General features: G+C 42.8%; 17 protein-coding genes. 3 read left to right on the top strand and 14 right to left on the bottom strand.

Going from position 1 to position 19435, the window contains the following annotated elements; translation table 11 throughout:
- Nucleotides 1-20 precede the first annotated feature (20 nt).
- The 8 genes from MKX46_RS16680 to MKX46_RS16645 all read right to left on the bottom strand — a co-directional run bounded on the left by MKX46_RS16680 (nucleotide 21) and on the right by MKX46_RS16645 (nucleotide 12308).
- Nucleotides 21-3770, bottom strand: coding sequence for an alpha-L-arabinofuranosidase C-terminal domain-containing protein (locus MKX46_RS16680; RefSeq protein ID WP_341071501.1), 3750 nt, complete (start codon nucleotides 3768-3770; stop codon nucleotides 21-23).
- Between the two features lie 223 nt (nucleotides 3771-3993).
- A complete protein-coding gene (locus MKX46_RS16675; protein WP_341071499.1) occupies nucleotides 3994-4986 on the bottom strand; it encodes an SPFH domain-containing protein in 993 nt (330 codons plus the stop codon).
- 141 nt (nucleotides 4987-5127) lie between these two features.
- Nucleotides 5128-5922, bottom strand: coding sequence for a TPM domain-containing protein (locus tag MKX46_RS16670; RefSeq protein WP_341038320.1), 795 nt, complete (start codon nucleotides 5920-5922; stop codon nucleotides 5128-5130).
- Nucleotides 5919-6953 (bottom strand): TFIIB-type zinc ribbon-containing protein, encoded by a 1035-nt coding sequence (locus MKX46_RS16665; RefSeq protein WP_341038319.1) that lies wholly within the window; start codon nucleotides 6951-6953, stop codon nucleotides 5919-5921. The genes MKX46_RS16670 and MKX46_RS16665 overlap by 4 nt, the downstream gene beginning before the upstream one ends.
- A gap of 27 nt (nucleotides 6954-6980) precedes the next feature.
- Nucleotides 6981-7601 (bottom strand): PspA/IM30 family protein, encoded by a 621-nt coding sequence (locus tag MKX46_RS16660; RefSeq protein ID WP_341071498.1) that lies wholly within the window; start codon nucleotides 7599-7601, stop codon nucleotides 6981-6983.
- 183 nt (nucleotides 7602-7784) lie between these two features.
- Complete coding sequence (locus MKX46_RS16655) at nucleotides 7785-8627, bottom strand: aldo/keto reductase (RefSeq protein ID WP_165149340.1); 843 nt, start codon at nucleotides 8625-8627, stop codon at nucleotides 7785-7787.
- 273 nt (nucleotides 8628-8900) lie between these two features.
- Nucleotides 8901-11291: a phosphoketolase family protein gene (locus MKX46_RS16650; protein ID WP_341071497.1), complete on the bottom strand. Its 2391-nt coding sequence runs from the start codon at nucleotides 11289-11291 to the stop codon at nucleotides 8901-8903.
- A gap of 294 nt (nucleotides 11292-11585) precedes the next feature.
- A complete protein-coding gene (locus MKX46_RS16645) occupies nucleotides 11586-12308 on the bottom strand; it encodes a GntR family transcriptional regulator (RefSeq protein ID WP_023986502.1) in 723 nt (240 codons plus the stop codon).
- Between the two features lie 352 nt (nucleotides 12309-12660).
- Here MKX46_RS16645 and MKX46_RS16640 point away from each other — a divergent pair, with 352 nt between their 5' ends.
- The gene (locus MKX46_RS16640; RefSeq protein WP_341071496.1) at nucleotides 12661-13812 is read left to right on the top strand and encodes a glycosyltransferase; all 1152 of its coding nucleotides are present in this window, start codon (nucleotides 12661-12663) and stop codon (nucleotides 13810-13812) included.
- 190 nt (nucleotides 13813-14002) lie between these two features.
- On the opposite strand, the gene MKX46_RS16635 is transcribed toward MKX46_RS16640, so the two are convergent.
- Nucleotides 14003-14560, bottom strand: a complete 558-nt coding sequence (locus tag MKX46_RS16635; RefSeq protein WP_165149344.1) for a PadR family transcriptional regulator — start codon at nucleotides 14558-14560, stop codon at nucleotides 14003-14005.
- 284 nt (nucleotides 14561-14844) lie between these two features.
- Here MKX46_RS16635 and MKX46_RS16630 point away from each other — a divergent pair, with 284 nt between their 5' ends.
- The gene (locus MKX46_RS16630) at nucleotides 14845-15351 is read left to right on the top strand and encodes a tautomerase family protein (protein ID WP_165149346.1); all 507 of its coding nucleotides are present in this window, start codon (nucleotides 14845-14847) and stop codon (nucleotides 15349-15351) included.
- An 89-nt stretch (nucleotides 15352-15440) separates the two neighbouring features.
- Here MKX46_RS16630 and MKX46_RS16625 read toward each other — a convergent pair whose 3' ends face one another.
- A complete protein-coding gene (locus MKX46_RS16625) occupies nucleotides 15441-16046 on the bottom strand; it encodes an NAD(P)H-dependent oxidoreductase (RefSeq protein WP_341071494.1) in 606 nt (201 codons plus the stop codon).
- A gap of 175 nt (nucleotides 16047-16221) precedes the next feature.
- Here MKX46_RS16625 and MKX46_RS16620 point away from each other — a divergent pair, with 175 nt between their 5' ends.
- Nucleotides 16222-16554 carry a winged helix-turn-helix transcriptional regulator gene (locus tag MKX46_RS16620; RefSeq protein ID WP_340931164.1) on the top strand — a complete coding sequence of 111 codons (333 nt, stop codon included), beginning with the start codon at nucleotides 16222-16224 and terminating at the stop codon, nucleotides 16552-16554.
- 75 nt (nucleotides 16555-16629) lie between these two features.
- On the opposite strand, the gene MKX46_RS16615 is transcribed toward MKX46_RS16620, so the two are convergent.
- From MKX46_RS16615 to MKX46_RS16600, 4 genes are all read right to left on the bottom strand, one after another.
- Nucleotides 16630-17580 carry a ring-cleaving dioxygenase gene (locus MKX46_RS16615; protein ID WP_341071493.1) on the bottom strand — a complete coding sequence of 317 codons (951 nt, stop codon included), beginning with the start codon at nucleotides 17578-17580 and terminating at the stop codon, nucleotides 16630-16632.
- A gap of 74 nt (nucleotides 17581-17654) precedes the next feature.
- Complete coding sequence (locus tag MKX46_RS16610; RefSeq protein ID WP_029516933.1) at nucleotides 17655-18053, bottom strand: DoxX family protein; 399 nt, start codon at nucleotides 18051-18053, stop codon at nucleotides 17655-17657.
- Nucleotides 18054-18119: 66 nt separating this feature from the next.
- Nucleotides 18120-18347, bottom strand: coding sequence for a DUF896 domain-containing protein (locus tag MKX46_RS16605; protein WP_029516934.1), 228 nt, complete (start codon nucleotides 18345-18347; stop codon nucleotides 18120-18122).
- A 431-nt stretch (nucleotides 18348-18778) separates the two neighbouring features.
- Complete coding sequence (locus MKX46_RS16600) at nucleotides 18779-19342, bottom strand: hypothetical protein (protein ID WP_341071492.1); 564 nt, start codon at nucleotides 19340-19342, stop codon at nucleotides 18779-18781.
- Nucleotides 19343-19435 lie beyond the last annotated feature (93 nt).

Genomic DNA, 19435 nt, shown 5'->3' with positions numbered 1-19435 from the left:
TGGGACACCCCTTTTTGTTTTTAAGCGGAAAAAGGTTTAAGATCCAGCACCAATACATTTACCGAGTTGGCCGGTAAGTCTAAGAGAACAGAATCCGTCTGAAGCGTGATCTGCTGTTCGGTAGGCACTACCTTCTCATCATTCTTCTTGTTCACGTTAGGTACATGAACAAGCGAGGAATCCCCGGTTAGTGTAATCAGCTTAGCAATGGACTCAACACTCAAATCTTGTAGATTCAGCTGTGTTGCCTTATCCACGTTGTCGGCGTTCACCAGCTTCACATATACATGCTCAGCATCTTGGGTTACCGAGTTGAACACGTCTCTGTTGTAAGCCTCCAGCTTGTAGTCCAGCACTTTGCTGGTTGTCTCGCCGTCGGTATATGAGCAAATCAGGTTGCTGCCTGTTTCACCGCCATAGTTCACTGTTATGGTGTAGTCCGTGTTGTCAGACAGCTCTTCATAGCTGGCCGCTCTCAAGTTACCTGCGGCTGTACTGGAAGAGTAGTCACCCAATGTGTAGCCTTCTATGCCTTGCTTGTAAACCTTCACGCCGGTAGCCTTGCCGCCATAGCCGATCGCGTATTCGACAACGTCCTTTTTCTCCGCAGAAATATCCGTGAGACCCGCACCCACATAAAAACCGTCCGTGCCGGAAATGCGGGAAGCGACCACCTCTACCTTGTAATTGCTCCAGCTATCGTTCAAGATGTACAGACCATTCAGACCGCTATCCTGAGCTTTGAGGACAAGCCCCTTGCCTTCCTCCACTGTAGAGCCCACGGAACCGGGAATGACTTGCCATGCTGAATTCAATTCCTGGGTAAAATCTTGATCCAGCAGCACACTGCCATCCTGATTGGAAGTAACGGTCACACGCTTAATCATAACTTCGGCGTTGCCTGTCGCGATTTCAATGCCACCCTGAGGAATGAGATCCGTTGGCTTGCCATTTTTGTAAGTAGAGAAAGAAGTGCGCAATACTTTATTTCCCAAATATTTAGCATACATTTGCTGTACATAGTAGTTCGGCGTAAACCACACTGTTTCGTCATCGAACCAGATGCAGTCTGGCGTCCATCTGTAGGTTCCATCTGTCAGCACCTTATTAAACAGCGGTGCATAGGCAGCCAACCGAACGACATCGGCATTATTTTCAAAGCCCGTCATCACCGCTGCCTCTGCTACAGCGCCTGCCAGTGTATTTTTATCCGTTGAGGCGTACTCCCCGACAAAAACCTTTGATGTTGCTTTCCAATTGATACTGCCGTCCGCGTTATAAGCTCTGTAGTAGTAGTTATAGCGGTCCACGTTATTCAGCAGGTACTCGTTAGAACGATAATAGTGCTCGTCTGCAATGGTGTCCATATAATCCTTTTGCTTCTCATACCAGGTAACAGTCTCTTCCGTCACCTGGTTACCATCAGCAAAAGCAACCTTAGCCGAGCCCTTCATATTACCACTCAGGAACTTCCAGCCCTGCTGATAGGCATCGTCGTCCGCTTGAGCGCCAACCGTAGAGATGATATGCAGCTCATAACCCGGATAGTTTTTCTCCATGTACTCATCAATCGATGTCTTGAACACTTCAAAGTTGGCAAAGAACTCTGTGCCCCAGTTCTCGTTACCCACACCCAAATAACGCAGATCGAACGGTGCTTCATGGCCCATTTTTTTACGCATAGCAGCCCATTCATTATGTTCAAAATCCGCACTAATCGCAAAGTCGATCAGATCCGTAAAGTTCTTAATATAGTATTCTCTTAATGCGCCTCCAGCGGGATGAGCATAATCCGAGCGGGCTTGGCAGAGCACGCCGCAGGCCATAACCGGAAGCGGAGCTGCATTCAGGTCTTCTGCCAACTGGAAATATTCCATATAACCAAGTCCCATGGTCATCATATAGCCCCATACATTAAAGTTTTCCTTGCGCAGCTCGATATCCCCAATCGATTCCTTCCAATCGTATACGTTTTCCCATATAAACGAACCCTCGGAAATGCAACCACCCGGAAAACGCAAAAACTTCGGATGCATGCCGACCAGCGCGTTCACCAGATCTTTTCTCAATCGGTAGTTAGGATTACCCTGATAGTTGGCGTGTGCCGATGAAGATTGCTCTTCCTCTCCTGCACCCCATACATCTTGTGGGAATAAGGAGACCATATCAACCGAAATGTCCCCTTCAAATGTAAGCGCCAGCTGTCCAAGAACCGTAGCTGAGCCTGTCAGCACAAGCCTGGAATCGATGCCGTACTTCTTCCACGTGTTGCCGCCTTCCACCTGTATCGTAATTGAATCACTAATGGCCTTTTCATTCGAGTCTTGCAGTTGCAATGTGATTGTGCCCGCTGAATCGGCCTTCGCCCAGATGGTAAACTCATATTTATCACCCTCTTGGATGGACATGGCACAATTCTGATTAGAATCCGAAAAGCCCTTGTTCCGAATCGTTGCACCATCCGCTACCGTCACATAATAGGAGTTCACTTCTTTGTCTTTTGCACCTAAGAACTCATTTAATCCACCGCTATGTTGTGGAGTCATCTTGTCCGTATCACCAGACCAGGCGAACAACGGGTTGCGGTTCCGTCCTGTAGAGCAGCCGCATTCACCGGAAGCATGGGAATACGTATCAAACTCGAAAGATTCAAAAGAGCGATTCTGAACGAGTTCCGCATATATCCCGCCATCTGCTGCGTTATTGATATCTTCATAGAACAAGCCGTACATCACTTCGCTGACATCCAGCACTTCCTTATTTCCATGAATGGTCAGCGTGTACGGAGGCAGCTGTTCAGGAAGAACGGATACTTCAAAGCTTTCTTCAATCTGGCTTAGGCCCTTCGTCAATAAAGCTGTGACGGTAACCCCTTGTGCGGAGGTAATCGCCTGCACCTGACCATTGTCAGAGAGTATACCAGGTTGGCTGGATTTCCAGGTCACTTCTACTCTTCCACCCATCAGAACGGTTGGCAGAGATAAGTCCTTGGTCATAATCGTCGTCGGAAAGGACAAATATTTATCTCTGGCAAGCTTCACGATCTCTTCATCTGTCAACGAATCGCACATGACCTCAATGACTTCATCTGCCGACAAGCCTGCTTTATAAATTCGAAAGTCTGAAACGGAGCCGGCAAAGTCTACATCCGCCGCATGCTGAGAGCGACCAATAAAATTGTTGCTGTAGTTGGACGAGTCTGTAAACGTTTCGAACCATTTACGCAGCTTGGCATAGTTACCGCTGGAAGTTTGACTGATGGAACCGTCCGCTACCACCTCACCATTGACATATACCACCGGACCCGCACTGCTTAATGTGCCGCCTTCTGTACCGATTACGGACAAGGCTATGTGCATCCACTCATCCCTGACAAAACCTCTTCCCGGGTCTACGGACAAATCCGCCTCGGTGAAAAGGGTTCCGCGCAGATTCCGTGTCATGAACATATATGGCCCTGTATGGGCTTTACCAAAATCAAAAACACGTTCCCACATATCTGTGAATCTGCCGAAGTTGACCCAAGCAGTAACCGTCACACCGGTGTTATCGCTTACATCTTTGAATAGATCGGAAGGAAGCTGGATATACGAGGTACCGTTGGGGCCTCCCTCAAGCGTCAATGCCGCTCTACCGGTAGCATGGGAAATTGTGGGTGTTACTGTGCCTGAAGCAACCCCATCGTTACCTTGCCCTGAGCTATCTTTGCCGACGTTCTCTGCATCATCAAACTTGTAACGCGCAATGATTTGATCTTGGAATTTGGTCATCTTCGTTGCTCCTATACCTATAATTTATTAATGTAATAACTAATTAATTAATATAAATACATACTATACAGCTATAGTACCTTATCCTGAGTACCTTTTTCAATCCAATAAATCAGATTTATAAAGAAAATACTTGAACGAACTACATAAAAAAGCAGCTATCACAGAAGATACTCTGCGATAACTGCCTTTTGACTTGTAAAGAAGCTTGGCCGTAGCTATGTTATCCGTTCAATTTTTGTCCACAATTCGGACAGAAGTTAGCTCCTTCGTTTTTTGTACCGCAATTCGGACAAAAATTGGGCTTATTCCCGTCTCCAGATGAAGGGGGATCAGCAGGTGTAGGCTGAGTCTCAGCCGAAGGCTTTGGGTTCGGGTTTAAATTTTTCATCATTTCATTTGCTATATTCATCCCCATCATCATACTCGCCATATCCGAAGCTGCACCGCCGCCTTTTACATTACCCGATGCAATCCCGTCCGTCATCGTCACTTGTTGGTACTTTTGCAGATTACCGATCATTTCATGTGAAGCGGTCTTCGTAATCATATCTTGGATTTCTTGAGGATAATTGAAGCTCATCACATGAAAGCCAGTAATCGTCATACCATTGTCCATCACTTGCATATCCAGATCTTCTTGAATACCTTTTGAAATGTCAGAAGCATTCGCCTGCAGATTGAACATGTCCTTTCCTTCTCTGCTGATCCACTTCATCAATAACTGATCCAACACCGAAGTAATCCGTATTTTCACATCCTCAACGAGATAACTGTCCTTCACTCCGGCAATCTTATCGATGAGCGTAACATAATCGTTCACTTTAAAATTAAATGTGCCATTGGCACGGATCGGCATACCGCCTGGCAGCTGGGGAGTCGGGATCAGCACCGGATTCTGCGTCCCCCATTTGACAGTAAACTCCTTCGTATTAACGAATAAGACCTCTACCCTCATACCACTGTTAAAACCAAATTTAAACCCTTTTAAGGTGGATAGAAATGGAATAATGTCAGAGTCCATGTTATATGACCCTTCATTCTCAAAAACACCCTCTATTTTGCCGTTATTTACAAAAATCGCATCTTGACCGGAGCGGATAATTAACTTACTTCCTTTTTTAATTTCACGATTACTCCACTTCCAGAAAATCATATCATCTCTAAATTCTTCCCACTCTACAACATTTGCAAATTGATTTCTGAAGAACCCCATACTGTATCCATCCTTTCCGTTCAGGATTTTGCAAAATTCGATTCCAGTCGCTCCAAAGTGCAATATATAGATGAACTAGACCATTTCGATCTATATATTATTCATTGAAAGTCGCTTATTGGATTTTTGCAAAATCCCCAGTTAAAATGATCCTCTGCTGCCGCTATGCGAATGACCGCCGCTGGTAGTTCCGCCACCACCGCCTGAGCTACTGCTACTGCTGCTCTTTTCAATCTTCCGTTTCGTTGTCGTTGTGTGAAGATACTGATCTCGATGCTCCAGAACTCCTGAAGCGTTCGCATCCTCGTAGGTCTGTCGATTTACCGTAACCCGACCGCCAGAATTGGAAACCATCTTGCCCACGATCATCGCCGCCAATCCCAGTGCAATCGCCAAATGAAGCCAGCCTTTAAAAAATATACTGTCTGGGTTCACCCCTGGACGGATCGCCAAATATTTGTGCGCGCCTAGAATATACTTTTGAAATGCCAGCCCATAGTTGCCGTTCGTCAGATCCGGGCTAATCTCATGGCGTATTTTAGTAAGCCTGTCATCATCCAGATACCGTTCTGCCTTATAAAATCCAGCCAAGTATACCTCTCTATTTCTCATATCCATCGTTAAAATAACCGCGTTCCCATGAGCTCTGTCATACCCTGGGCCATGGTCATCATAAAAGTCCTGCGTCATTTTCATAACATCCATATTGTCGGGATTGGGGGTTGTATAAATAATAATGTCCGTTTCTCTTTCAGCCCCGTATTGATTAGCCATCGTGTTCAACACATCATACTCTTCCTGATTGAGCAAACCCGCTTCGTCATAAATCAATGGCTTCATTTCTGTCGTTGCTGGTTCGCCCTTCATTTCCATAGGAAGCGCCAGAAAAACAGCAAAGAACAACAAAACGGCTACAATGGCTCTATGTCTTTTCAATAGAATTCTCCTCCCATCATCAACCAAGTGATTAACCTTAATGAAAAGAGAGTCATGCCGAAAATGCCTGCAAACCAAGCCGTCACCTTGAACTTGCTAATCGGAGGCTTACCGACTACCTTGCCCGTCTGTCCGTTCATAGCAAACGTATGCTCCAATTGATTATAGTCATAGTGTATGACCCACACCGGGAGCAGGACATAATCCGCTTGTTTTAATGTAGTATCAACTTGCTTTTCCGTATAACTCACGGCCGTATACTCTGACACCGTAGAATGAATATAAGCATCAATATATTCCTTCACTTTTTCTTTAACTCGCGGGAAAAGCTCTTCTTCGTTATAACTGTACTTCTCCGCAATATAACCTGCTAGATATGGCGTTTTAAAGGGTTTTAGCTGATCGTATGGAAATGGCTCCAATTTATCCATCAACTCGTCGTTCATTTTCTCCGCAGCATCAATCGGAACCTTTACATAATTCAAACGGATTTTCCGATATACATCAAAATGCTTCGTTTCCGTATATTCGTAGTCTCCACTCGTATAGGTTCGCACTTGGGTACCTTCACCTTGAACCTCAATTTTATTATGTAATTCATATAACCAGAAAGGCACATACATCCCGGTTATTCCCTTGATTCGGTCTGCTATCATGAACCGATTCGGCGTCAGACGGCCATTCTTGCACCATTTTTTGAAAGCAGCTATGGCTTCTTCCTTACTGATTGAAAAAGGAATAACCTGCGCTGGAGCCAGCTTCCCAGTCAGTCGATCCCCGAGAACCACGGCAGAACCACAAAAGCTGCACACCGTTGCACTCGTCTCCACTTCGGTCATAATCACCGCTCCGCAGTTATTACAATGATACTCATGAGCCTCATCTTCTGAAAAAATACGATTTATCAGAGGATCAGGAATAGATTCGATATTGTCCTCTCTTCCGCAACTATGACAGGATAACCTCCCTGTCTCACTGTCAAAGACCATACCGCTGCCGCAGTTGGGGCATTTGTATTCGATAACCGGCATCTGCTCACCTCTTCATGTAGATACTTGTTATTCATCTTCTGTATTCGTACTCTTCTCGTATTGTGCAAATAAGGCATCCAGGTCGTCCTTCGTTCCTGCCCGAAGCTCGGCTATAGCCATCGCTTCATCATACGCTCTGTTCACCTGCTCTTCCATAACCTCAAAAGCAGAATTCTTGCTACCTATAGAATTCAAGGTTTGCTGTGCTTTGGCAACCGCCAGCTTCCCTTTAAGTTCAGCGCTACGCGCTTCTAGCTGCCCCATATCGGACACTAACTTCTCCTGCATTTGTTTCATATTCACGGCGTTTACTGAAGCTAAGTCATAGGACGTTTGTAATTGTTCCAATTTCTCCGTTTGCAAACCCTTCCTCTCCAGAAACTTTCGAGCTTCCTCTTCATTACCAGCTTCCACAGACTTACTGGCATAATACTGGAGCTTTTTGATCTCGGCTTTGCATTCATCCAGTGCTCTTTTCGCCCTTCTCTCATCAGCCAATACTGATACCGTCTCCGCTTTCACCTTGCCTAGATCACTGTTCAAATTTCGCATATAATCGTCAATGGTTTTCTCCGGATCTCCCACCTTATCCATTAAGGCGTTAACATTCATTTTCATAATATCCCTAAACCTCGACAAAATTCCCATGATGACCTCCTTCGAAAGGACTACATTCCACCATATCATACATCAAATCCGGTAAAAAATGTTCATTATAGCTCTATATACTGACCCACTGATCACTTTCGGATGTGTGTTCGTTTTATGATAAAAGCAAAGGGTCCAAAAACCCGCGACAGATTTTTGAACCCTTCTATTTTATTGTCTTGATTATAGTTCTTCATAGGACTTGGGGTCCTGCTCCCATATCCGTCCATCCTCACTGCTAAATGCCGAAATCATGTTCATTTCCTCTGGAGACAACTCAAAATCAAAAATATCCAAATTCTCCGTTTGGTGATTTAAAGAAGAGGCCTTCGGGATCGGGATTGCTCCAAGTTGGATATGCCAACGTAAAATCGCTTGTGTAGTCGTTTTACCATGAGCAGCAGCAATTTTCCCAATCTCTTCATTCTCCAGCATACTGTGACCACGACCCAAGGGGCTCCACGATTCCGTCACGATGCCCTGTTCAGCATCTTTTGCACGCTGATGTTCCTGATTAAATAATGGGTGCAATTCAACTTGATTTAAGCTCGGCGTGACACCTGTTTCCCGAATTAAACGTTCATTATGCTCGGGCAAGAAATTGCACACCCCAATGGAACGGATATAGCCCCTTTTCTTCGCCTCAATTAACGCCTGCCATGCTTCAACATATCGATCAATTTGGGGATTCGGCCAATGGATTAGGTACAGATCATAATAGTCCAGACCTCCTCTATATAATGACTCTTCGATCGTTACAATGGCTTCTTGGTAAGCATGTCGGCGACCTGGTAGTTTGGAGCAAATCAACAATTCTTCTCTGGGCACAGAGCTCTGCTGGACCGCTTTCCCGACAGCACCCTCATTTTCATAGTTGAACGCTGTGTCGATCAGACGGTAACCTGCATCAATCGCGCTGGTAATTGCCTTGACTCCATCTGCACCCTTCAATCCAGCAGTCCCAAATCCAATCACGGGCACCTTAGTGCCATCATTCAATACCTTCTCCGGAATTGGATCGTTCATATTAACAGCCTCCTTTACTATTCTCTTATACCGCAGCACCTTTAATGCTCAGAAAAATACAGCAAATGACTCGGTTCCTCCTATACTTATTACCCACCAGTTCGTGACTTTCCTATTAAATTCTCTGTATGCTACATCAAAAAGTGCCTGATCCCCGTTGAAATCATACTTGAATTCAAGGAGTCAGGCACTCGTATACCGCTACCAAATCATATATTCCACTTCATGCTGAATTGCTTGGTTGTCCAACACAAAGTTGAAGCGTCTTAATTTTTATTTCAAGGTCAAGCCTTTCCATACCCAGTTCTCTACCTCTGGCAAGTCAATGCCCTCTTCGCGAATGAATTGATGATGTTTCTTAACCGTAGCATCCATTTCATCCACAATGTTGGTGTACTTCCCAGCGTCAGGTAAGTTGAGAACAGCTTCCTTCACTAAGTCAAAACGATCCATTTGATTCAATACACGCATATCAAATGGTGTCGTAATATCGCCGTTCTCACGGTAACCATGTACATGCAAGTTATGATTGTGACGATCAAAGAACAGATCTTTGATCAGACCCTCGTAACCATGGAAAGCGAAAACTACTGGTTTATCCTTTGTGAAAAAGTGATCAAACTCGGCGTCAGATAATCCACGCGGGTCTAGTTTTTGACTTCTCAGTTTCAGCAAATCTACCACGTTGATGTACCGAATCTTCAATTCAGGCAGTTTTTCATGCAAAATGGAAATCGCAGCTAAACTTTCAATCGTTGGCTCTGTACCAGCAGAAGCAATGACAAGATCAGGTTCTCCACCTTGATCTGTACTTGCCCAGTCAATGATCTTCAACCCTTTATCCACCAATTCCTTCGCTTCATCAGCAGTAAACCATTGTGGACGTGGGTGTTTGGACGAAACAATCAAATTGATCTTTTGACGGTCGTTTAAAATGGTGTCGAAAACAGCCAACAAGGAATTGGCATCCGCTGGCAGATACTCCCGAATAAATTCCGGTTTTTTATCAGCCAAATGACCCAACAAACCTGGATCTTGGTGTGTATACCCATTATGATCCTGTTGGAACACCGTTGAAGTTGCTACGACATTCAATGATGGGATATCTGCACGCCATCCTTGATCCGTTGCTTTACGCAGCCACTTAAAGTGTTGGGTGATCATTGAGTCAACCACACGCAGGAAAGCTTCGTAACTTGCAAAGAAACCATGACGACCAGTTAACACATAACCTTCCAGCAATCCTTCAGCCTGGTGTTCGGATAATTGGGAGTCAATTACGCGGCCATAGGACGACAAAAATTCATCATTAGGTTCAATAATTTGGTCCATCCATTGGCGTTTGGTTACTTCAAAAACAGGAGCCAAGCGATTAGACATTGTTTCATCCGGTCCGAAGATTCTGAAATTACGATTTTCTTCATTTAAGACAACCACATCTTTAACGTATTTCCCTAAAACCGACATATCTTGCGCAATCACTTTACCAGGTACGGAATTATCCAGCGCATAGTTACGGAAATCCGGTAACTTCAAGTCTTTAATGAGGTTACCCGCATTCGCAACAGGGTTCATTCCCATACGTTTATCGCCTGTAGGCAGAATTTCAGCAAGCTCAGAGTTTAAACGACCGTTTTCGTCGAACAATTCCTCTGGTCTGTAGCTATTCAACCATTCTAACAAAGCAGGTGCGTGCTGCATATTTTTTTGATCAACCGGAATTGGAACCTGATGGGCACGGAATGAATTTGTATTCGGCACGTTGTCCCATTCCTTTGGACCCGTCCAGCCTTTAGGTGAACGGAATACAATCATCGGCCACGCTGGACGAGTAAGATCATTATTTTCACGCGCATTCTTTTGAATAGCTTCAATTTTCTCGATGGCCGTATCCAATACTTTCGCCATTTCTGGATGCATGTGATCCGGATTTTCACCTTCAACAAAGAATGGCTCCCAGCCCAAACCTTTAAAGTATGAGGTCAATTCTTCTTTCGATTGACGAGACATAATCGTTGGGTTACTAATCTTAAAGCCATTCAAGTGCAAGATTGGCAGCACTGCACCATCCGTGATCGGGTTGATAAATCTGTTAGAGAACCACGAAGCGGCTAGTGGACCCGTTTCAGCTTCGCCATCACCAATAACAACAGCCGAAATCAGATCAGGATTATCCAGAATGGCACCTACACCATGAGAAAGGGAGTAGCCTAATTCTCCACCTTCATGGATAGATCCAGGTGTTTCAGGAGCAGCATGTGAAGCAATACCGCCAGGGAAAGAGAATTGTTTGAACAATTTCTTCATACCTGGGATATCTTGCGTAATTTGCGGATAGATTTCGGTGTAACTTCCATCCAGATATGAATTTGAAACCATAACCTGACCGCCGTGACCAGGGCCCTCAATGTAAAGCATGTTCAAATCATATTTATTAATAACACGATTTAGATGTGCATAAATAAAGTTTTGTCCTGGAATTGTGCCCCAGTGTCCAATAGGCTTAACCTTCACATCTGAATCTTTTAAAGGCTCTCTCAACAAAGGATTATCTTTTAAATAAAGCTGACCTACCGAAATGTAGTTCGTTGCACGCCAATATGCATCAAGTTTTTCTAAATATGTTTTAGATGAATAATCTGCTAACACGGGTGATAATGACATGGTGTCCACTCCCTAAGTAGTATTGTTTGTAATTTATTTCCGGAAATTTCATCTACATGTACATCATAACGCCGCGCCGATTAAATTCAACCTTTTTCACAAGTGATACGGTCCAATTTTGTGAAATTTTGAACATACTATGAAATATAAATTAAAAAGACAGTAAAAAAGCTCTTACATTAAAATATATAGAAGTATAAACCAATAAAATTTGTAATAAACGTTGCAATCGCAGGCTCCAATCCTTTTCTCAAAATTATAAAAAAAAGACCGGAGAATTCTCCAGTCTTATCATTAGTGAACCGATACAAAGGTATTAAATTTTAAATATTTGTAATGAAATCGCATATGAGAAAACTCAAATGGCGTACCGTTATCTAAAAAGAACACACCTTCCATAATACCTACAGGCTCATTTTCATTTAAATGTAGCAGCTTTTGATCATTCTCTTGGGACGGTTCTGCAAAAATGGATAAAAAAGATTTGGTGACGGCCAAGTTCCGCGAGTCTTCCAAATAATTAAAAATGGACCCCTCGATAATAGTCTGATTTAAATTCTGAACAATTTTAATAGGGATATAGCCTGTTTCAATCATAAAAGGATCATCATCAAACAAACGTAAGCGGACAATTTTGTATACAAAATCATGAGTCTCCAAGAACAAATCGCGCTGTAATTCTTCTGTTGGCGGAATGACCTCAAAACTCAGTACTTTGATTTTTGGCTTTTTACCATGCATTTGAAAATTATCAGTGACTCCTAGATTAGAGCCTTCGTAGTTAAAGATAGATTCATTTCTTATGTATAATGGATTAATAAATGTCCCGGAACCTTGTTTTTTAAAAATAATTCCGACATTCTCCATTTTAGTCAGAGCACGTTTAATTGAACTACGACTAACCTGGTAAGTCTCACTAAGACTACGTTCATCTGGCAATCTCATATCTGCAAACTTTCCAGCAAAGATTTTCATCTTGAGATCGTCAATAATTTGCTTATAGACAAATTGTGTCATATAGTACTCCTCTTTCAGGTCTTCTATAACTCCATATAGTTTACCATAACTTGCCCATTTCATCTCATGTTTGTTTCTGTATGCTGAGTGGGCTTTCAGCGGATAGGAAACGCCCGCGCTTTTACTTTACATCTCTATGCATAATACCATGATTATACATACATAACACCACTGAACGTACCTGCAAATTAGCAGAAAATACAGAACTCCCACCTTAACTTCCGCGATAAGACCAAGCCTGTTTCGAACCTTGAGGGATGTTTGACTAGACCAGGCTAAAATCCTTGAATACATTGTTATTATTTATCTTGTTCATACGTTCACTAATAAAAATGGTGGGGGGGAGATCATATTGGCTATCCGCTACAGCGTCATCATTCCAACCTATAATCGAGTCCAGCAATTGTTGCTTACACTCGCTTCATTTGAGACACAAACCTATCCAAAGCAACTATTCGAAGTCATTGTAGCTGATGACGGTTCTACAGACGGAACGAGAGAAATGGTCGAAGACTTCAAAGCATCCTATCCTCTTATCTATGTGTCACATCAGGAACAACGCGGTCGATCTGCCGTTCGAAATTTGGGACTGCGCCGTGCAAGAGGGCTATACATCATCTTCTGCGACGCTGACTTTGTAGTATTACCGGAATTTATTAGGATCGTGAGCCGTTATCACCGTAAATATCCCAAGTCCGTGCTTTCAGGCATTCCTCACTCGTGGGACGATGCTTTTACCCATTATTACCCTGACTTTTCTCCTGAAGAAAAAGAACAATGTCGCAACATACTTACGCAGTCCAACTTATGGAATGCTGACTATGAAGCAGCAAACGAAATTACTCCGATCATAACCCCAGAAGATATCCTTCACCAAACGGGTGCACTGTCTAAAGTAGTTAGTCCCACAAGGGTTCCTCCGAATACGCAGAAACAATTTGCCTCAACGGACGTAGCCCCCTGGATGCTGCTGGTTACTCGTTGTGTAGCCATCAAACGCAGTCACTTGATTCGTATTGGAGGTTTCAATGAACGGTTTGTGCTCTATGGACTCGAGGACTGGGACCTTGGCTATAGACTACATCGCTTGAAGATTCCTTTTTATTGCATCAAAGAGGTGGTCGGATATCATCAGGAACATCCAACCTATCTTAGAGGTAACGTGTTAAATACGGAAAATCTGAGAATCATGTATGAAACCTACGGATTCCATGACTCCTCGTTAAATTTATTTGCCCTTATCCCTCCATCCGAGGATTTTGAGACCTACAAAAATACGTTGCGGGTATTGCGCAGGGGATTCCGCTCTAGGTTAACACGCTCATCAGCACTGTTATTAAGAAGAACACTACGCATTGCAGCCAAACAGTTCTACGATCAAAGCCATACTCTTGCATACAAAAAGTCATTACACTTGATAAAAAGGAAAGCAGCGAACCGGAAAAGTCGAGTCGCTCACGTATTACGAGAAATGCTGGTGAAGTCTGAAAAGCTGGTGGAATAATTGCATCCTCCTTACGGGATAAAAAAACTCCTCCATAAAGGTGCGAGCCCAACTTGGCAAAGCAGCTTTATGGAGGAGTCAAGGCCCTATGCGGAGAAGACGACAAGAATTGTCGTTACTAGTTTTCTATTCCTCATGATAGTTCAGCATGCTTTCTGATTATTCATTACATATGAGTTTTTACCTACTGCTAAGAACTCAATATTTTAATGCTATCATCGCACCAACTAATTAAACTGCTAAACTGACTCTTACCATAGCTCATTGTGATCATCCAATATTTGTGGTTATGGTCTTTATGCTCTACGTTGATAAGCCAACGTTCAAGTTCTTCAAAAATATGCAAGCTTTCCACTAGCTTTTCTTTATACTCCTGTATGTGCTTTATAATCGTTTCAGGCGAAGAATTGCCGCCAAAAAACACCCTCAACAGCAGCTCATTTTTTTTAAGCATCACCACATGCTCCATTGGCTGAGAAAGCCAGTCTGACAACGTGTGCCTTCCCTGATCGGTAATGCTGTAGAGTTTCTTGTCAGGCTTGCCTTTCTGTCGAATGACCTCGACTGCAATATCTTTTCGATCCAGTAGCTCTGCAAGGCTGGGATAGATCTGACCATAGTTCTCATTCCAAAAATAACTAGTGCTCTGCTCCATATGTTGCTTTATATCATAACCGGTATGAGGACCCAGACTCAGAATGCCTAATACCGCAAACATTGTATTGGTTTTTCCTGACTGTCTCGCCATTGTAAATTATGCCTCCTAGTACCTCTAGCAAATCTCTGTAGTATGTCATGCTTTCATTAGACTAGACATAATTATAGCCCATTTAAACTAGCTTCACATCTAATCAATATATTATATAAATATATATTATTATAATAATTAGTGTTGACAAGGGCTTATCACCATTTTATATTAACGATATCAACAAATACCAATGAGTTTGCCAAGATGAAGCCTTGGATACAGATATCATAAAGAATTCCAAGACATCGCTTAGTTAAACCTCAATAAGGAGATATCAGACCATGACCATGATCAATGTAAATTATCAAGCAGGCCGCATAACGCTTGAACAGCGTCGTCTTTTGGCAGAAGGTTTGACGGATGCAGTTCTCGTTCCAGAGGTAGGTCAATATTGTCCGCCAGCAAGAGAAGGGTTTCAGGTCCATTTCACTGAACGTCCAATAGATTACATGGCAATTGGCGGGCAATTGCTGTCGGATCAGCCAGAACGTGATGTAATTACTATCAATGTTCTGGTGATGGATGGTGACTGGCCTAACGACGTTCGCAAAAAAGTGCTTGAAAATATTCTTGGCAGTTTGACTCAAGTACTTGGCGTACCGGAACCATCCCCGACTTGGTGGGTATCCTTCCAGGTCATTGAAGAAGGCAGCTGGGGTTCTCGCGGCGGCGTGCTCTCCATTCTGGACCTGCTGGATTCAGGAGTCTTTACTGAGGAGAAAATTAAGTCTATCAAGCAAAATATTACACGGGTAACACCGGGAAATCTAACGAAAAAACACCCATAAGGGTGTTCTTCATTTTTCCAAAGTAACACCCTTCAGTTTACATAATCTAATGGCTAGCCAAATCATGCTCCAAAGCTTGAAGAGAAAGGCTATCCCTCGTACTGCCCCCCCTCTCCCGGTCTCATATCAAAAATACGATCGACAAATCGATTGACATCCAACAGCATTGCTTTTCGTTCCTCCAAGGTTACACGCGGCACCGAGTAAAGAAGCTTAATCTCAGCATCCGAAAACTTAGCGAACCCAAACAAATTATCGTTCGCCGCGTAGAGCATATCTTTCTGACGTGATATACGAATATAGTCTTCTGACGATCCTGTTGTAAAAATCGAGTAGGCCCTCTTGCCCTCAAGCCCATATACACCATCAGAAGAGCGTATGAGTCCTGTTGTGAACACTCTATCTATATATCCTTTAATAACAGCGGGAAATCCGCCCCACCATACCGGTGAAATAATAATCAAGGCATCTGCCCACAATAAATCCTCCTGTTCTTTTACTATCTCCTCTGGCAATACGTTTGTGACCTTAGCCTCTAAATCCTTTAAGCCTACCGTCGGATTAAATGACATTTGGATTAAGTCTTTTACCTTAACATTCGCCCCTCGTACGTTTAGATGAGCGATCACCTGCTCCAAAATCGCTTTGTTAAAGCTCTTAGGATAAGGGTGACCGTATAGAATATTAATGTTCATCTTCTTCGCCCCCAGAATATTTCCATATGGCTTGTCAAAGCCTTAATGCTAATGTAATGTTAAGCCAAAGGTATCGAAACAACAAGTAGGCATATTTATAGTAGATACTATCAAAAATCATACTAATTGATTTCATAGGGTTTTCTGGGATACAAACGAGGAGGAGATGGAATAAATGAGTGAGAATCTGAATCATTTTACAGATTGCCCCTTAACAAAGGTTCAGAAAATCATTGGAGGCAAATGGAAAATAGTGCTTTTATGGTTTCTGTCCCGTGGTACCAGAAGATTCGGTGAGATTAAACGCGCCTTTCCTGATATCACACAAGCGATGTTAACCAAGCAGCTAAGAGAATTAGAAGAAGACGGGTTTGTGCATCGGGAAGTATTCAAAGAAATCCCTCCCCGTGTTGAATACTCGCTAACAGCTCACGGAGCAAATTTCGTCCCCATATTGCGCAGTATGTATGATTGGGGGGAGGTTCATCTGGAGCACTCGAAAAAATGAAAACCCACTATGACCAATTTTGTCAAAGTAGGTTTAATCCTGTTTCCTCTGGGGGCGAAACAATAGCCGTTTCGTTTACTGTTGTTTTCCAGTTAATGTTCTCACTTTAATAGGATGCAGATTCGCCTCGATTTGAGCCTGTTGCGGTTCATGCCACTCTGGTAGCATTAATTTCTGCCCCATAGATTCAGCAGGTTCATCGTTAGCAAATCCCGGTGGATCTGTGGCAATTTCAAATAGGATGCCGCCCGCTTCTCTGAAATATATAGCATTAAAATATTGGCGGTCTATGATTGGAGTCGGCTGATAGCCATAATGCTGGACTGCGCTTCTCCATTCTTCATGTTGTTCGAAGTCTTTTGCACGCCATGCAATGTGATGTACCGTGCCTGCTCCACCAAAGCCTAGACCTATTTTGGCGAGTGGGACATCCACGATGTTGCCGATTTCTCCTACGGACTGATAACGCGCATATTCGGCGTCTTCAGCGATTTTCGTAAATCTGAGTATGCTCTCCAATGCATCCATCGTTCTCTGTGGATTGACACTAAATAGCACGGCACCTCCAAACCCCTTAATTGCTTTATCGGCTGAAATGCCACCGTAAGACCAAGTACTATTCGCTCCCTCTTCACGTTCAACAAGCTCAAGACGTAAACCCTCATTATCCTCGAATTGAAGATATTGTTCAGAAAAACGGCTCGTTTTCGTAACTTGAATATCCAAGCTTTGCAAACGATGCTGCCAAAAATCAAGTGAACCTTGGGGTACCACATACGAGGTTATGCCCACCTGGCCTCCTCCGATTCGCCCTTTGGGAGTTCCTGGTGCAGGAAAAAAGGTAATGATCGTTCCAGGACTCCCTGCATCGTTGCCAAAGTACAAGTGGTAAACCTCAGGAGCATCGAAGTTGATCGTTTTCTTCACTAACCGAAGTCCCAGGACGCCGGCATAGAAGTCGACATTTTCCTGCGGATTACCGGCAAAAGCAGTAATATGATGGATACCTGTAGTTTGAAGTGACATATGAAACCCTCCTTTAATCGTAGGAACCTTTATTTTTTGTTGTTGATGACTTTTAATGACCTAAACATCATGTTTTATCTAAGTATTGCATCAATGGAATATGAACCTGCTCCTGTCAACGCAATACCGATTACAACTGCAATAAGAACTAGCGGATATTCATAGCCATTAGCCGTTGCCCAGATCCCGTTTTGGCCATGTACTTTGAAAATTGCTCCGAGCATAGTCGCCGTAATCAACAATGCAGCCAGTGGAGTGAGCAATCCTACAGCAAATAGAGCTCCTCCCAACAATTCCATCAACCCAGCAGCCACTGCCATGAATACTCCGGGCTTAATGCCAATCGATTCCATCCAACCGCCCGTACCCTTTGGACCATAGCCGCCAAACCACCCAAAAAGCTTCTGCGCTCCATGCCCCACCAATAATAATCCAACCACCAAACGTATCAATAACAATCCACTTGCCAACATAAGAATCACTCTCCATATTATATTATTTTAAGATTATTAAATTAGAGATATTAAATAAAATTAAATCTATTGCTTAGCGACTCGAGCCTGTTCTTTTCTAAGTTTTTCAGGAGTAACATCATCTCCATTCGGATCATAGATCGTAGCATTCAAGAGAATGCTTTGTACAGAGCCCCGAAAGATTTGAAGGTATTCTTTGCGAAGATCGGTTTGTTCCATTTTTTCAATTTCAGTCAACCCAACTTCTTTCGCTTTTTTTGCAAGCTGATTAATTCTTTCTAAAATGGTAATCATGTATATACCTCCCTATTCAAAATTTTATGATCACTTTTATCTTTAATTTATTTATCTTGATATAAAGATATAATACTTTTCTATCCGTGTCAATACTTTTTCGAAAAGAAAAGCAGCCAGAACACTTAGAGACACCTTTAAGCTACAAGTTGTGTAAAACCTTTCAACTCAATTACTAGAGCCATAATAAAAAGCCACCAACCAGAATCACGGGCTGATGGCTTTCTTGTCTTACTCAAATGGAGGCGAACCGTGGCACGGCAAATCCACAATTCGACGGGTTGTAATGCTGAGGAGGTTTGGAGAGGTGGCATAATCTACATCTATATAGTATCTATTTCGATTTTCCATACATCTCACAAGGTAACTGAATTCTATAATTAGTGTACCTGCATCCATATTTCTAAATCTCTAAGCACTGTCAAATCCAACTAACAATTAGACTCATCGTACTTCGCGCGAATTTTTTCCACCGCAGGTTTCAAATTGTCAAATGTAAATTGATAACCGATCTGCTCAATATGCTCTAAATAGGTCTGACGGTATTTGAGCGCCATCATTATTTTATATCCATCAGAAGATATAGAGCGAAAATTCGCAAAAAATATAAATATGTTTATAAAGCCAACAGATATCAATATAAAAGTTAGGAATTCAGACGGTTTACTTTCTGACAGTAAAAGATATATCCCTGAACCTAGTGTAGTAAGTGCAATTAGAAGCGTAGTAAACAATCCAGAACCACTAATTACAATTTGCTTTTTCCAAGCATTCTTTCGATCACGATTATATAAATTCCAATAAAAGTCGTCGCCATAAATTGGGGTAACAAAAATTGTTATTTTCGCCCATTTTCCGTAATAGCCAAAATGTGGATTTCCTTTATAGTAACGATATGCAAAATAGTGCCCTAGTTCATGAAGAAAAATCGACAACACCAGTGAAATAACCAAGGTGCAAAAGAATAATCCTGCCTCTACAAATTTTATAAACATTATTATTTCACCCTCACTAACTTGTCTGGAAGCCATTCCGATCTAGTAACAACATCCACAGTACCACAATTAAGGATTCAAGCAATCGAATCG

Origin of the sequence: Paenibacillus sp. FSL P4-0113 (assembly GCF_038009305.1) — a bacterium.
GTDB classification, from domain to species: Bacteria; Bacillota; Bacilli; order Paenibacillales; family Paenibacillaceae; genus Paenibacillus; species Paenibacillus polymyxa_D.
This window is presented reverse-complemented; position numbering and strand designations above follow the sequence as displayed.

Excerpts from the sequence above, each read along its gene's own strand:
- MKX46_RS16680 (WP_341071501.1), bottom strand. The coding sequence starts at position 3,770 with ATGACCAAATTCCAAGATCAAATCATTGCGCGTTACAAGTTTGATGAT.
- MKX46_RS16675 (WP_341071499.1), bottom strand. The coding sequence starts at position 4,986 with ATGGGGTTCTTCAGAAATCAATTTGCAAATGTTGTAGAGTGGGAAGAA.
- MKX46_RS16665 (WP_341038319.1), bottom strand. The coding sequence starts at position 6,953 with ATGCCGGTTATCGAATACAAATGCCCCAACTGCGGCAGCGGTATGGTC.
- MKX46_RS16660 (WP_341071498.1), bottom strand. The coding sequence starts at position 7,601 with ATGGGAATTTTGTCGAGGTTTAGGGATATTATGAAAATGAATGTTAAC.
- MKX46_RS16655 (WP_165149340.1), bottom strand. The coding sequence starts at position 8,627 with ATGAACGATCCAATTCCGGAGAAGGTATTGAATGATGGCACTAAGGTG.
- MKX46_RS16650 (WP_341071497.1), bottom strand. The coding sequence starts at position 11,291 with ATGTCATTATCACCCGTGTTAGCAGATTATTCATCTAAAACATATTTA.
- MKX46_RS16645 (WP_023986502.1), bottom strand. The coding sequence starts at position 12,308 with ATGACACAATTTGTCTATAAGCAAATTATTGACGATCTCAAGATGAAA.
- MKX46_RS16635 (WP_165149344.1), bottom strand. The coding sequence starts at position 14,560 with ATGGCGAGACAGTCAGGAAAAACCAATACAATGTTTGCGGTATTAGGC.
- MKX46_RS16630 (WP_165149346.1), top strand. The coding sequence starts at position 14,845 with ATGACCATGATCAATGTAAATTATCAAGCAGGCCGCATAACGCTTGAA.
- MKX46_RS16625 (WP_341071494.1), bottom strand. The coding sequence starts at position 16,046 with ATGAACATTAATATTCTATACGGTCACCCTTATCCTAAGAGCTTTAAC.
- MKX46_RS16620 (WP_340931164.1), top strand. The coding sequence starts at position 16,222 with ATGAGTGAGAATCTGAATCATTTTACAGATTGCCCCTTAACAAAGGTT.
- MKX46_RS16615 (WP_341071493.1), bottom strand. The coding sequence starts at position 17,580 with ATGTCACTTCAAACTACAGGTATCCATCATATTACTGCTTTTGCCGGT.
- MKX46_RS16610 (WP_029516933.1), bottom strand. The coding sequence starts at position 18,053 with ATGTTGGCAAGTGGATTGTTATTGATACGTTTGGTGGTTGGATTATTA.
- MKX46_RS16605 (WP_029516934.1), bottom strand. The coding sequence starts at position 18,347 with ATGATTACCATTTTAGAAAGAATTAATCAGCTTGCAAAAAAAGCGAAA.
- MKX46_RS16600 (WP_341071492.1), bottom strand. The coding sequence starts at position 19,342 with ATGTTTATAAAATTTGTAGAGGCAGGATTATTCTTTTGCACCTTGGTT.